Annotated in this window: 12 protein-coding genes; 11 read left to right on the top strand and 1 reads right to left on the bottom strand. The window is 30.7% G+C overall.

Annotated features, from left to right (window positions below; genetic code table 11):
* Window positions 1-249: 249 nt before the first annotated feature.
* The 3 genes from KDK92_RS17130 (at window position 250) to KDK92_RS17120 (ending at window position 4930) form a co-directional block, all read left to right on the top strand.
* Window positions 250-1254, top strand: coding sequence for a ketoacyl-ACP synthase III (locus KDK92_RS17130; RefSeq protein WP_250860582.1), 1005 nt, complete (start codon window positions 250-252; stop codon window positions 1252-1254).
* Between the two features lie 37 nt (window positions 1255-1291).
* A complete protein-coding gene (locus KDK92_RS17125; protein WP_250860581.1) occupies window positions 1292-2818 on the top strand; it encodes a methyl-accepting chemotaxis protein in 1527 nt (508 codons plus the stop codon).
* A gap of 213 nt (window positions 2819-3031) precedes the next feature.
* Window positions 3032-4930 carry an FtsX-like permease family protein gene (locus KDK92_RS17120; protein WP_250860580.1) on the top strand — a complete coding sequence of 633 codons (1899 nt, stop codon included), beginning with the start codon at window positions 3032-3034 and terminating at the stop codon, window positions 4928-4930.
* 216 nt (window positions 4931-5146) lie between these two features.
* On the opposite strand, the gene KDK92_RS17115 is transcribed toward KDK92_RS17120, so the two are convergent.
* A complete protein-coding gene (locus tag KDK92_RS17115) occupies window positions 5147-6298 on the bottom strand; it encodes an SHOCT domain-containing protein (RefSeq protein ID WP_250860579.1) in 1152 nt (383 codons plus the stop codon).
* A gap of 345 nt (window positions 6299-6643) precedes the next feature.
* On the opposite strand from KDK92_RS17115, the gene KDK92_RS17110 reads away from it, so the two are divergent.
* From KDK92_RS17110 to KDK92_RS17075, 8 genes are all read left to right on the top strand, one after another.
* A complete protein-coding gene (locus KDK92_RS17110; RefSeq protein ID WP_250860578.1) occupies window positions 6644-7270 on the top strand; it encodes a hypothetical protein in 627 nt (208 codons plus the stop codon).
* A gap of 212 nt (window positions 7271-7482) precedes the next feature.
* On the top strand, window positions 7483-7632 hold the full coding sequence (locus tag KDK92_RS17105; RefSeq protein ID WP_250860577.1) for a hypothetical protein: 150 nt from the start codon (window positions 7483-7485) through the stop codon (window positions 7630-7632).
* 120 nt (window positions 7633-7752) lie between these two features.
* On the top strand, window positions 7753-8427 hold the full coding sequence (locus KDK92_RS17100) for a response regulator transcription factor (protein WP_250860576.1): 675 nt from the start codon (window positions 7753-7755) through the stop codon (window positions 8425-8427).
* Window positions 8424-9446 (top strand): sensor histidine kinase, encoded by a 1023-nt coding sequence (locus KDK92_RS17095; protein ID WP_250860575.1) that lies wholly within the window; start codon window positions 8424-8426, stop codon window positions 9444-9446. Before KDK92_RS17100 ends, KDK92_RS17095 begins: the two co-directional genes overlap by 4 nt.
* Window positions 9447-9568: 122 nt before the next feature.
* The gene (locus KDK92_RS17090; protein ID WP_250860574.1) at window positions 9569-10156 is read left to right on the top strand and encodes a GrpB family protein; all 588 of its coding nucleotides are present in this window, start codon (window positions 9569-9571) and stop codon (window positions 10154-10156) included.
* A 490-nt stretch (window positions 10157-10646) separates the two neighbouring features.
* A complete protein-coding gene (locus tag KDK92_RS17085) occupies window positions 10647-11627 on the top strand; it encodes an alpha/beta fold hydrolase (RefSeq protein ID WP_250860573.1) in 981 nt (326 codons plus the stop codon).
* Window positions 11628-11674: 47 nt separating this feature from the next.
* The gene (locus KDK92_RS17080) at window positions 11675-12439 is read left to right on the top strand and encodes an ABC transporter ATP-binding protein (RefSeq protein ID WP_250860572.1); all 765 of its coding nucleotides are present in this window, start codon (window positions 11675-11677) and stop codon (window positions 12437-12439) included.
* Window positions 12426-14357 (top strand): ABC transporter permease, encoded by a 1932-nt coding sequence (locus tag KDK92_RS17075; protein WP_250860571.1) that lies wholly within the window; start codon window positions 12426-12428, stop codon window positions 14355-14357. The genes KDK92_RS17080 and KDK92_RS17075 overlap by 14 nt, the downstream gene beginning before the upstream one ends.
* Window positions 14358-14393: the final 36 nt, after the last annotated feature.

Here is a 14393-nt window from a genome sequence, read left to right as displayed (position 1 = left end):
AAATTCACTTTTTATAAGAATATCGTCAAAAACTAGGTTGATAATTTAAAGAGGATTATAGTGCATTGAAGTAATAGGGGAGAATAAAAGAATATTACAATGAAAAACATCGAAATTAAGTGTTTGAAATGGAAACTTCACAGCAAATTATGACAAAACAAAACAGATAAAAATGATATAATATGTATATAAAAAATAGATTTTACATTAATTGGATTTTGATATATGAATATATTGGAGGGATTTAATGTGTTTAATAATGTGCATATAAAAGGAGTAGCAACGTATCACCCAAAGTATAAAGTGGAAAATAAAGAATTTATAACTCATTTCAAGCAGTATGGACAGGATGAACATTTGAAGCATCTCATGAGTAAGGTAGGAAGAAAAGTAAGAACTCATGCTGAAGCAGGTGAGACAAGTATAACAATGTCTGTTGAAGCTGCAAATAGAGCACTTGAAAACGCTGGAATAACAGCAGAGGATATAGACATTATAATTTCAGCAACAGATACACCTGAGTACTTGATGCCTTCATGTGCACTAATAATAAGAAATAAAATTGGTGCAAAGAATGCTAACGTTACTTTTGATATGAATAGCAATTGTGTTGGTATGGTTAATGCTATGGATGTAGCGTGGAAATATCTTAAAACAGATAAAAAATATAAGCGAGCTATGGTTGTAGGATCACTTGTTGTCAGTCCTTTCACTAAAAAAGATGATATGATAACATCACCATTAGTAGGAGATGGAGGAGCGGCTATTATATTAGAAGCAAGAGAAGACGTGGAAGAAAGAGGATTCTTAAGTTCAGGAATGTTGACTGACGATAGGTATAATGACACGATAAGATTCCCAGCTTGTGGACTTCAGAACATAATAAAAGAGGAAACTGATACTAACGAGAATAAAATGCAATGGAATCCATTTGATTTTAGTTTCTTAGCAGGAGAGTGGACAAGACTTATTGAATCATTACTAGAGGAACAGGATATTAAAGCTAATGATGTTTCAGGATACTTCATGTCTCAATTTTCAAAAGACGATATAATTAGTACAATGAACAAGCTTGGTGTTGATAATGAAAAAGCTACTTTTGTTGCAGACAAGTATGGATATACGGGAACTACTAGTCCTATAATGGCCTTAAATGATACATTAAAAGAGAGAAGTTTTAAGAAAGACGATCATATAATATTTTGTTCAGTAGGAGCGGGATATGTAATGGGGGCTATGCTTTATAAGTGGTAGAAGAAAAAATATATAGTTTTTACTAGGAGGTAAAAATTTGAATTGTAATGGAATTTTAGAATATCAGAAGAAAACGTTAAAATTTGTGCTTTCAGCTTTTTCGGCTAGTGGATTTTTAGCAATAGGTGCTTTTTTTATAATGAAGTGGGTAGGTTTATATGATACATATACTAATATGAATCTTATTATATTGACAGGGATAGTGATATGTGAAACAGTCTTTTTTATGTTTTTTCATAGGAAAATTACACAGGGTGGAACATTTAACTTAAAGTATTTCGGGGTATTAAAGGTTATAATTGTAGTTATGTGTCTTGTGAATTATTTATATTTTGTATCTATAATACCATCAAAAGTGCTTTGGATGTGTATTTTTTATTTCATGATTTTGGTAGCATTGTTTCTTGATATGAAGATTAATATAATATTTTCAGTTATGGGGATAATAACGCAGATTGCTGTGTTCTATTTTATACCAGAAACTCTTCCTAACGAAGATATGTTCTTACAAGAGCTGATAATGAGAGGAATGATAATAGGCTTTATTGTTACAGGGATATTGTTATTTACTTATTTTGCATCAACACTATTAAAGAATGTTAATGAAAATGAGAAGGTTTTAATAGAGAAGAATGATGATATAAATAAACTTCTTGAGAATATAAAAGAATTATCAACTGAGGTACTTCTTTCTAGTGAGAGTTTATCTGAGATAGCAGAGGAAGAGAGTTGCACTCTTCAGGATAGTACTAACACTGGGAATATACTTAGAGAATTTAATGAGAGAATGATCGAAGAGGCAAAGCTGAATAAACTGAGTATTGATGATCTTGAAAAAATAAATAGTACTATCTCAGAAAAGATAGAATTAAGTGATAAAGCATCTAAGGTTATCATCTATAAGTCTAAGGAGAATGAGGAAAGTTTGGGAAATACTCTTGATGTACTTGATGATATGAACAGAAGTATGGAAGAGACGGCCAGTGATATGAAGGAACTCTATGACAGATCAAAGAAGGTTAATGAAATACTTGTGATGATAGGGGCAATAGCTGAAGAAACAAACCTTCTTGCATTGAATGCATCAATTGAGGCGGCTAGAGCTGGTGAGGCAGGAAGAGGATTTGCTGTTGTGGCAGATGAAATTAAGAAATTATCTGAGAATACTAGTACTTTCCTTAAGGATGCTTCAAAAATTATTAAAGAGCTGAATAATAATATTTCAAAGATAGAGAATTCTATGACTACTAATGAGAAAAATCTAACATATGGATCAAGTTATGTGTCAAAGTCAGTGGAAAATGTAAAAAACATGATAAGTGGATTAAATGAACTTGGTAATCATATAAGTATCATAAATCAAATAAAGGATGAGCAGTCTGTGAAAACTGTGGAGATTGTTCACTTTAATGAGAAACTTGATAATATAACAGAAGAGACAATAACTAAATATACTGAGTTAATAGAAGGAATACATGAATGTGCTGCAGGAGCTGAGGAAATAGCATCTAATGCAGAGGCTCTTAAAAGTATAGTTATGAGAATGAAGGAATTGCAGGGCTAAAACTTTAAGAAGTTGTACAAGATATATCTTGTGCAACTTTTTTTTGTTCATTTAGATTCTGCGTAGTTAGTCATAAGATACCTTAATAGAGTATATAGTGTATGTTACATCAATGTAACATTTAAAGTAAAAAGTGTAATGAAGATATATGGATTATCATTGGTAAAGATTGTATTATATATTTATGAACTGATTAGCTTAGGGGGATTAAGTATGAATACATTTATTTTAGCGAGTAAAAATATGAAAAGCAATATAAAAGCGTATGGAATACATTTGGTAGCTATGATTTTTTCAGTTATGATTTATTATAATTTTTCATCATTAAAACATAATAGAGGGTTCATTAGCTCAAGTGGATTAGGAACAGCTATTGAGTGGGTTTCTCAAGCATGTGCATTTTTATTGATATTATTTTTAGCTTTTTTTATATGGTATTCTAATTCTGTTTTTTTAAGACATAGGAAAAGAGAAATTGGAATCTATTCATTTATGGGGCTAAGAGGAGAAGAAATTGGAAGGATATATGCTATTGAAACAATTTTTATTGGAATTATTGCTATCTTTTTAGGGTTACTATTTGGAATAGTAACTAATAAGTTATTTATAATGATTTTCTTAAAAGTATTGTCTAAGGAGATTAAAGTAGATTTTTATATTTCAGTAAAAAGTCTAATAGAGACTACTTTATGTTTTGCAGTGTTTTTCTTAATATCTTCTTTTAGAGGATATATAAATATCTGTAGAAGTAAGTTGATAGATCTCTTTAATGCTGCTAAAGCAGAGGAAAAGCCACAGGATATTAGCCTTATTAAAGGAATATTATCTATAGGAATTATAGGATTTGCATATTATTACTATGCTTATGATTTTAATCTTACACATATAGATAGGGTACCAGTTGTTGTTGGGTTGATTGTGTGGGGGACATTTTGGTTATTTGAAGCATCGATACCTGCTGTGATAAAAAGGGCTCAGAGAAACAAGAAGTTATTCTATAGAGGGAGTAATATAATTGCTATATCAAATTTAACTTATAGAATAAGAAAGAATTACAAGAGTTTGACTGCAGTTGCTATTTTGGTTGCTAGTGCTATAACTGCTTTTGGATGTTGTTATTCATTTAAATATGATATGGATATATCAAGGAGATTAGATGCGCCATTCCATTTAGGGGTTATATCTGAGAAGAGGAAGGATTATAGTAGTGTAAAGACCATTATAAAGGAAATTGAAGTGAGGAATACAGAGGTTAGGGATACTATTTCAGTAGACTTTGTTGAAATGGGGTTAATGGAAGAAGGAGATACACATCTTGTAAACAATATCGTAATCAAATATTCAGAGATTGAAAAATTAGTGAAAGCTATTGAAGGAAAGAAAGCAGAAAAAATTTTAAAGAACATAGAGGTAGGAGAAGGAAAAGTAGTGAATATCAGAAATTCTGGAGGGGTAATATTTTTTACTGGGTTAATAAATCTTCAGAGGGATGATATGAAATTTTCAATAATAAAAGAAGTATCATGTCCAACTTTTGGTAAGATATATGATGAAAACATGTTAATAATGAGTGATGAGGATTATGAGAATTATGAGAGTCGTTTTACAGAGTATACCTACACTGGTGTAAATATTAAAGATGAATCAAAACTTGAGCTGATAAGTAAAAATCTTAAAAGTCAGATGAATAAGGATAAATTTTATTCCAAATCATTTATTAATCCTAGAGATTATGAAGAAGGTATAGTTATTGCTTTCTTAGGTGGAATAATGGCAATGGTATTTATGGCTGCATCAGGAGTTATGGTATATTTTAATATAATCAGTGAAGCATATATGGATAGAGAAAAATATGAAAGACTGATGAATATAGGGGTCACAAAAGGAGAAATTTGGATTGTTATAGTTAAACAAGGTGCTATTCAATGTGTACTTCCACTTATAGTTGGAATAATACATGGGTGGGTTGCTTTAAGTATGCTTTCGAATATCTTGTATAATAGTCAAATAGTGCCTATTACTATTTCAATAGCAGTTCTATCAATAGTTTATATAGTATTTTATTTCTTAGCTATAAAAAAATTTATTGGAGTGGTTACAAGGAAAAGATAAAAAGATTTTACCCCCCTAAGGAATGTTCTTGGGGGGATGAGTTTGTTGAAAAATTATGACTCTATTTTACATCTTTAGAGCTTCAGGCATTGAAAAAGTTCAAGATCAAGGAACAAGGCGAACGAGCAGCGGAATGTACGAATTATGTACTTGAGCAGCACAGAGAGCCTTAGTGACGCAGAGATTGGGCTTTTTCAATAGCCTGAGCCTGAGTTATTATTTATTTAATATATTTTTAATTAATTCTGAAGCGTCTTCTTTAGTGATATCTCCAGCTTTAACTTGCTCTTTTAACTCAGAGATTGATTCCTTCTGCTCTTCAGTTAATTTAACACCATGTCCTTTTCTGTTAGGAAGTTTTATACCAGCTTCTTCAATCTTAGCTTTAGCTTCTTCTTTAGTGATAGTACCATTTTCAACTTGCTCTTTGATTTGATCTAAAAGAGTTTTTTGTTCATCAGTAAGGTTTTGGTGGAATTTATGTTTCATTCTTGCGCCCATTCCTTCTATACCAGCATCTTTAAGTTTTTGTAGAAATTCTTCTTTAGTGATTTCTTCATTCTTAAGTTGCTCTTTTAATTCAGAAACTAACGCTTTCTCTTCTTCAGTTAATTTAACACCATGACCTTTTCTGTTAGGAAGCTTAATACCAGCCTCCTCTATTTTTGTTCTAGCTTCCTCTTTAGTAATATCACCATTCTCAACTTGTTCTCTTATTTCTTGTAAAAGGGATTTTTGTTCTTCAGTAAGGTTTTGTTGGAATTTATGTTTTATTTTAGATCCCATTCCTTCTATACCAGCATCTTTAAGTTTTTGAAGAAATTCTTGTTTAGTGATTTCTTCGTTCTTAAGTTGCTCTTTTAATTCAGAAATTAATGACTTCTGCTCTTCTGTCAATTTAACATCAGGACCTTTTCTCTCTGGAAGTTCAATACCAGCTGCTTCGATTTTAGCGTTAGCTTCTTCTTTAGTAATATCACCATTTGTAACTTGCTCTTTTATTTCTTGTAATAACGTTTTTTGTTCATCAGTAAGGTTCAGTTTGAAACCTTTTTTAGCTTTCGAGCTTATTCCTTTAGAATCATCAAATTCTTTTCTTCCAAAGAAATTTATACCTGCTTCATCAAGCTTAGCATTAGCCTCTTCTTTAGTTAATTCACCATTCTGAACTTGCTCTCTGATCTCACCTAAAAGAGATTTTTGCTCTTCAGATAATTTTGAGCCTTTATTGAATTCTTTGTTTTCAATTCTCATTGACTTTCTTAAAGTTGTTGATTCAGTAGTTCCTTCTGCTAATGCTGATACAGTTGGTACTGTAATCATAGCCCCTAATAATACTGGTAAAAAGTACTTTTTGATTTTGTTCATAATTAATTCCTCCTAGAAATTTTGTTTTATTTTTGTAATTGTTTTTTCGTGTTTGATACAAAGTGATTTATCTATTGTTAGATGGAAAATGAATTTATGTAACTTATGAGGATAAATCATTTTGTAAGTTTGCTGTGTTTTAATCTATGAACTTATTATAATCATTAATTTCAGAATAATTATGGTAAGATTATGTGAAAATATGTGATAAGTTATAGAAATGTTGTACAAGTTAAAGATGCGAAGGAATTTGCTTATAACATATTAACTAAAATATTGATAAAAAAAATATATAAGAGTATAATGTGAATGGAAATATATCCTAAAAGTGTTGGTGGAGGAATTATGAAAAATCTTTTCAAGTATGTTTTAATTTGTATAGTGATATTAATGGTAGTATTTTTATGGCTTTTAGAATCCCATATTGTTCATAAAAGAGAAACGAGAGTCACAATCGATAACAGCGATGAACTTATAGCGCATAAAGTTGATATTGGTGAACTTGAGGAAATAGTAATAATTAATGGAGAGAGTGAGAACTGGAAACTAAAAGATTTTAAAGTCTTTAACTTTGATCAATACCAAATTACAGGAACAGGCTCAATAGAATTTTTAGGAAGTAAGGAAGAACTTGATAATATGACATTTTTTGCTCCACGGGTTACTGTAAAAAGGGAAGGACAAAATAGAGAAGAATATTTATGTGGTGACTGCTATAGTGTTAATAATCTAGGTGGAACTTCAATATTTAATGAGAATGAAAATGGGCAATGGTTATATGAGATACCAAGGATGATGTCTAATTTTGCTAAACATGATATAAGAGCGTATGATAAAACTGTGAAAATTACAGTTGAGATAGAATATAGAAATGATAAGCATGATAGCATAAAAGAGATCATACCTGTTGAAGTTCTGGTTATAAATAAAGAAATCTTTGAAGATATTGGTCGTTTCAGTTTTTCACATTGAGTAGATTTAATAGAAAAAGTAAAAGAACTCACCTAGGGGTAATAACTTCTGGGTGAGTTTATTTGTTATATTAAAGATTGGGTAGAAGTGGACAAAAATTGAGTATTTAGAGCATAATAAAGAGAGTTGTGGAAAACTTTCTGAAAAGTCACTCAATATACGAAGAAGTTGTGGAAAAGATTCTAAAAAGTCTGATAATTCGTTGAGGTATTGTGGAAAACTTTCAGAATAGGATTGGTATTGTGGGGAAAAGCTGTGGAAAAGTTTCGAAAAAGTCAGATAATTCACACAAGTGGTGTGGACAAAATGTTGGAATGTCTAATATGTATAAATTTAGAGGTGATCATAGTTTTAGTTCATAAATAAATTAAAACAGAGAATGGACAATTTCTTAGAAGTTGATATTTTCATGTATAGTTGTATAATAAAGGTAATAACAAGGGGAACAATAAAGACAAATGTATTTTAATATGGAGGAGCATATGTACAGAATATTAGTGATTGAAGATGATAAGAATTTATGTGAAGAGGTTATACTATCTCTTAAGAAATGGGGATATGATGCATTTGGAATTGAGAAATTTTCAGATATAGATAAGGAGTTTGTTGACTTGAAGCCTCATCTGGTTTTGATGGATATAAATCTTCCAAGTTTCGATGGGTTTCATTGGTGTAGGAAGATTAGAGAATTGTCCAAGCTTCCTATTATATTTATGTCATCAAGAGATACCAACATGGATGTTGTTATGGCAATAAATATGGGTGGGGATGATTTTGTGACTAAGCCTTTTGCAATGGATATTTTAATCGCAAAGATAATTGCTCAGCTTAGAAGGTGCTACTCATATGGGGAGAGTATGAAAGAAACAATTGAACATAGAGGAGCTATACTTAATGTTTCAGAGGGAACTCTTATATATGTGCACCATAAAATTGAATTAACAAAAAATGAACTTAAGGTATTGTCACTTCTTATGAAAAATAAAGGGACAATAATGTCAAGAGATAAGATAATGAGAGCACTTTGGGATGATGACCAGTTCATAAATGATAATACATTGACTGTTAATATAAATAGACTGAGAGGGCGATTAAAAGATATTGGACTAGATGAGTTCATTCAGACTAAAAAAGGACTGGGGTATGTTGTACAATGAGGATTTTGGAATATATTAAAACAATTAAATTAACCATATGCTGTTTTTTAATTAGTATTATTGTAATAAACAGTGTGCTTATTACAAGTGCTCCTTTAAGTATGGGCATGGAAGAAATTATATATATAAATTCTCTTGTGTTTATTATTGTTGGGATATTTACCATTATAGGATTTGTAAAGTGGAGGGGAGAAGTTTCTGTTATTGAACAAAAACTGAATCATGGTGAAAGTATCATTGAAAACGATATCAAAGGGGATAGTTACTATCTTCAAATTATTAGAAAGATTGTAGAGCTAAAAGATAGTGAAAAATTTAAGGAAGCAGAGGAATGCAAGCACTCCTTAAGGGAACTAAATGATTATATAACAAAGTGGGTACATGAGATTAAGATACCTGTATCTGTGTGTAATCTTGTTCTTGAAAGAATGGATGAAAGTTGTTCACTTAATGATATAAAAAGACTAACAGAACAGATAAACAAAATAGAGTATTATATAGAACAGGTTCTATATACAAGTAGAGCATCGAGTTTTGAAGAGGATATTACAATAGCTCAAATAGATTTGGATAAACTTATCAAAAAGATTGTGAGGAAGAATTCATATCTGTTTATAGATAAGAATATAAGCCTTGAATTACAGGACTTAAATTATGAAATAACTACAGATTCAAAGTGGCTTGGGTATATGATAGAGCAGCTTATAAATAACAGTTGCAAATATACACAGGAGAATGGGAATGTGAAAATCTATGCTGAGGATGATCAGAATTATATTCAACTAAAGATAAGGGATAATGGGGTAGGGATTCCCATAAAGAGTTTGGACAGGGTGTTTGATAAAGGATACACTGGCGATTCAGGAATAAATGTGACAAAGGCTACAGGAATGGGATTATATATAGTTAAGAAAATGTGTAACAAGCTTAATTATAAAATAAGTGTGGAATCTGAGGCAGGAGACTTCACTGAGTTTACACTATCTATTAATAAGTTTTCTGATTATCTAAAGATATGAGTTATATTAAGTTTGCACAAAATCTAAGTATTGATAAATATGAAATGATTCAAATGGTTGCATATAATATTTATTTTGTCAAGCAAAGATTATTCACATTTTTTGAGTGGAGGTATGTAGATATGGGAAAAGAATTGTCAGAAATGACGCTGGAAGAATTGTGGGAATTATTTCCTATAATCCTAAAAGAACATAATGCAGATTATAAAAATTGGTATGAAATTGAAAAACAAAAACTTTTAAGTTGCCTTGATAAAAGGGATATTGTACGTATTAATCATATAGGAAGCACCGCTGTTAAAGGACTGATTGCCAAGCCAACAGTTGATATTTTACTGGAAATAGATAATGAAAGTAATATTGAACAATTAAAAAATACCTTACTACATAATGGTTGGGGATTGATGTCGTCTCAAAATAATCCATGTATGAGAATGGCATTTAATAAAGGATATACAAAAGAAGGATTTGCAGAAAAAGTATATCATTTGCATGTTCGCTACAACGATAACTGGAATGAATTGTATTTTAGAGACTATCTTATTGAACATGAAGAAGTTGTTAAAGAATATGGTAAACTAAAATTAGAACTGATAAAAAAATATGAGCATAACCGAGATGGATATACAGATGCTAAATCTGATTTTATTTTAAAGTATACAGAAAAGGCAAAAAAAGCATATGCTGACCAATATAATCCAAGAAAATAAATAAAATATATGCTGATTTTATTACACTATCTTCTTATGATACCAAGTAAAAGACTAATAAACATCTAATTTGTTAAGACACAGCAAAAGAGTTATGAGTCATAAGAAAAAAACTAATTTTGATTAATTATTTATGAAATATGAGCTAAGGGAGCCTTGTAAAAATAGGTTCCCTTATTTCATAATAGAAACACTTTTTTAAAACAAATCTAAATTAAAAAGGATTTACGATTTAACTGTAAATATTATACTTATTTTTTTCAACAACAATATTAAGGGTATGTTACAAAGATGTAACATACCATTATGAAACTGTAACTCTAAAATATGGAATAAGGTTTACGAAAACTGTATCATATAGATAACAGGTAATTAATGATCATTAAGAAAAAGAAATTTTGAAATATTAAAGCTTAAAGAAGAAAAAAGATTCTTTATGATTAAGTGCATACATTTGTAAGTAAATATTTAGAAAGGGCTATAGAGATTAATGGAAACAAAAAATATTTTGAGAAAGACCACAAAAATATTAGGTTATAGTTTGTGTGTAATTATTATTTTGTTTATATTATGGGTACTTATCAGTAATATCTTAACTGTAATAGAAAAGAAGAATAACTTACCAATTGGAAAAATGGTTGAGATAGATGGAAAAGAAATGCATGTTTACACAAAAGGTGAGGGCAAAGATACAATTGTGCTGCTTAGTGGTTTAGGAACAGCGGCACCAGTACTGGATTTTATGCCTCTAACTGACGAATTATCAAAAAAATACAGAGTAGTAGTTGTTGAAAATTTCGGTTATGGGTGGAGTGATTTAACTGATAAAGAGAGAACAGTAGAGAAGATTGTTGAAGAAACTAGAAGTGCATTGAAAAAATCAGGAATCCAAGGACCATATATTTTAATGCCACATTCAATCTCTGGTGTTTATAGTATGTATTATGCAAATACATACCCCGAAGAAGTAAAAGCTATTATAGGTATTGATTGTTCAATGCCAAATATGTGTGAATATTTTGGTGAACCTAGTAAGACATTACCTAAGTGCACAGCTTGGGCAGTTCCAACTGGAATTGCAAGGCTTGGATTATTAATAACACCAGATAGTTTTTTGCCTATTGCAAGAGATGGAGCCTATTCAAAAGATGATTTGAACTTAATAAAAATGATTTCAGGCTGGAAGTTAGGTAATAAAAATATAGTATCAGAAGTGAATGAAATTCAGAATAACTTAGATAAAACTATAAAGATGTCTTATCCTAAGGAATTACCAGTCCTAATTTTCACATATGAAAGATCCAAAAAGAGAGAAGATGGTAAAACTAGTGTGTCTTTTTATGAAACATATTTAAATGATTTAGATAGTGGGAGAGTAATTGTTCTAGAAGGACATCATTATTTGCACTGGACTTGTTCAGAGGAAATGACGAAGGAAGTAAATGCTTTTATAGATGAATGTTTGAACTAAGGTAATGTATAGCGCGCTTTACAAAATATAAATTGGAGGTATTTAATATGAGTACAATAATGGAAGTGAAAAATATAACTAAGGTATATGGAAGCAGAGGGGTTAAGTATAAAGCACTAGATGGGATTGATATTGAAATAGAGGAGGGGGATTTCCTTGCTATAATGGGTCCATCAGGATCAGGGAAGACCACAATGCTTAATTTATTATCTACAATAGATACACCTTCTACAGGTGAAATCTTTTATAAAGGTGATAACATTCTTAAGTTAAGCAAAAAATCATTGACTAAATACAGGAAAGAAGAGTTGGGATTTATATTTCAAGATTTTAACCTGTTGGACAATATGACCATAATGGATAACATTGCATTACCACTTGCATTAGGGAAGAAGAATAGTAAAAAAATAATTGAAAAGGTAAACAAAATAAGTAACTTCTTCGGTATTGATGATCAGTTGAACAAATATCCATATGAACTATCAGGAGGGCAAAAGCAGAGAACAGCTGCAGCAAGAGCACTTATTACTGAACCAAAATTAGTACTAGCTGATGAGCCAACAGGGGCATTAGATTCCAAATCTTCTGCAGATCTATTAAAGAGTCTTGTTAGAATGAATGAGGATTTTAAAACCACTGTTATTATGGTAACACATGATGCTTTTGCTGCAAGCTACTGCAAGAGAGTTTTATTCCTAAAGGATGGAAAGATACATGCAAAGCTTAATAAGGATACATCAAGAAAAGAATTTTACCAAAGGATAATTGATCTAATGGGAGCTCTTGGAGGGGTTGAAAATGAGTGCGTTTAATTTAGCAAAGAGTAATTTTAAAAATAATATAAGAGCTTATAGTGTTCATTTGTTAGCTATGATATTTTCAATAGTAATATATTATAATTTCGCAACATTAAAATATAATCCAGATGCCCTGGGTTCTGATTCTCTTCATTATGCAGCTAAAGGGGCCTCATCCGCAGCAGCCTTTTTATTGATACTTTTCTTAGCATTCTTTGTTTGGTACTCAAACACCATATTTCTGAAACAAAGAAAGAAAGAGATTGGAATGTACTCCTTTATGGGAGTTACAACAGAAGAGATTGGAATGGTGTATGTAATAGAATCCATATCTATGGGGCTAACGGCTCTCTTCTTTGGAATAATAGGCGGAATACTATTAAACAAATTGTTTTTAATGGCATTAGCAAAAGTGGCTATTGGTAATGTTAAGATTGAGTTTTTTTTATCAACTAAGAGTCTTTTAGAGACCGGTGGATTCTTCGCTTTATTCTTCATAGTGGCATCTATTAGAGGATATATAAATATAAATAGAAGTAAATTAATAGACCTTTTCAATGCTTCAAAGATGGAGGAGAAACAACAGAAGGTGAGTATTATTAAAGGGATATTATCAGTGATGATAATAGGAGGAGCATATTATTTTATCTCATATAAGATAGATCCTTACCTTGTAATTAAAATACCTGTCGTTATTGGACTAATTGTTTGGGGAACGTTTTGGTTATTTCAAGCACTTATACCCTCTGTTATTAAGTGGTTACAGGGGAAAAAAAATATATTTTATAGAGGAACAAATATAATTGCAGTTTCAAACCTAGCATATAGAATAAGAAAGAATTATAAGAGTCTTACTGCTGTTGCAATATTAGTTGCTTGTGCAGTAACCGCTTTTGGTACATGTTACTCAATCAAATATAATGTGGCACTTACAAAGCGATATGAGGCACCTTTTCACTTAGCATTCATGTCTGAATCAAAGAGACATGAGGAGAATACTAATAAAGTTAAAGAAGTAATAAAAGATAATGGAGATGATATTGATTTCTCAATAACAATAGATGGAATGCATATAGATGAAGTAAATGTTAATGAGAAAAAGAATTCTAACATGTATTATTTCACTGATTATTTTGCTCTAAGGTACTCAGATTTTGAGAAAATAGTGAGAGCCATCGAAGGGAAAAAAGCAGATAAGATTCTATCTAAAGTTGTGATTGGAGAAGATCTAGTTACTTTTATAATGAGACCAGGACTTTTGGTTAGTTTTATAGACGAAAAGTATGTAAACTCTAAAGGGATGCAACTAAACATTGAGAAGAATATATATGCACCATTATTTGGGAAGCTAGCTAATGTACCTGCATTAGTTATGAGAGATGAGGACTATGAGAAATACAAGGGACTATTCACGGAATATAGATACACTGGTTTGAATATAAAAAATAGGGATAAATTAAAAACCATTACGGAGGATATAACAAATAATTTTAAAGAAAGTGAAGAAGTTGTGGCATTATCACAAGAATCCCTAGATGAAAATAGATTTAAAGAGATGTCGGTATATTTTTTCCTTGGTGGGATACTTGCATTTGTATTCATCGTTGCATCAGGAGTAATGGTCTATTTCAATATAATAACTGAAGCATATATGGATAAGGAAAAATATATAAGACTTATGAACATTGGGGTTACTAAAAGGGAGATTTGGATTACAGCCATAAAACAGGGCGCTATACAATGCATTTTACCTTTAGTGATAGGAAGTATACATGGAATAGTTGCATTGAGAGTATTAGCATTAATTATGAGTAGAAGTCTTATAGTTCCAGGTGCAATATCTATAGGTGTATTAGCCGTGGTATATATAATATTCTATTTACTTGCTATTAAAAAATTTATAAAGGTTGTTACAAGTAAAAGAAAAGCGTAGAATGTAATGGAATATACTTAAATAGGGAGTGGAAAG

This window comes from Oceanirhabdus seepicola (assembly GCF_023684385.1).
GTDB classification, from domain to species: Bacteria; Bacillota; Clostridia; order Clostridiales; family Clostridiaceae; genus Oceanirhabdus; species Oceanirhabdus seepicola.
This window is presented reverse-complemented; position numbering and strand designations above follow the sequence as displayed.

Coding starts and splice junctions, on each gene's coding strand:
- KDK92_RS17115 (WP_250860579.1), bottom strand. CDS start 6,298: ATGAACAAAATCAAAAAGTACTTTTTACCAGTATTATTAGGGGCTATG.
- KDK92_RS17080 (WP_250860572.1), top strand. CDS start 11,675: ATGAGTACAATAATGGAAGTGAAAAATATAACTAAGGTATATGGAAGC.
- KDK92_RS17075 (WP_250860571.1), top strand. CDS start 12,426: ATGAGTGCGTTTAATTTAGCAAAGAGTAATTTTAAAAATAATATAAGA.
- KDK92_RS17120 (WP_250860580.1), top strand. CDS start 3,032: ATGAATACATTTATTTTAGCGAGTAAAAATATGAAAAGCAATATAAAA.
- KDK92_RS17090 (WP_250860574.1), top strand. CDS start 9,569: ATGGGAAAAGAATTGTCAGAAATGACGCTGGAAGAATTGTGGGAATTA.
- KDK92_RS17085 (WP_250860573.1), top strand. CDS start 10,647: ATGGAAACAAAAAATATTTTGAGAAAGACCACAAAAATATTAGGTTAT.
- KDK92_RS17095 (WP_250860575.1), top strand. CDS start 8,424: ATGAGGATTTTGGAATATATTAAAACAATTAAATTAACCATATGCTGT.
- KDK92_RS17100 (WP_250860576.1), top strand. CDS start 7,753: ATGTACAGAATATTAGTGATTGAAGATGATAAGAATTTATGTGAAGAG.
- KDK92_RS17110 (WP_250860578.1), top strand. CDS start 6,644: ATGAAAAATCTTTTCAAGTATGTTTTAATTTGTATAGTGATATTAATG.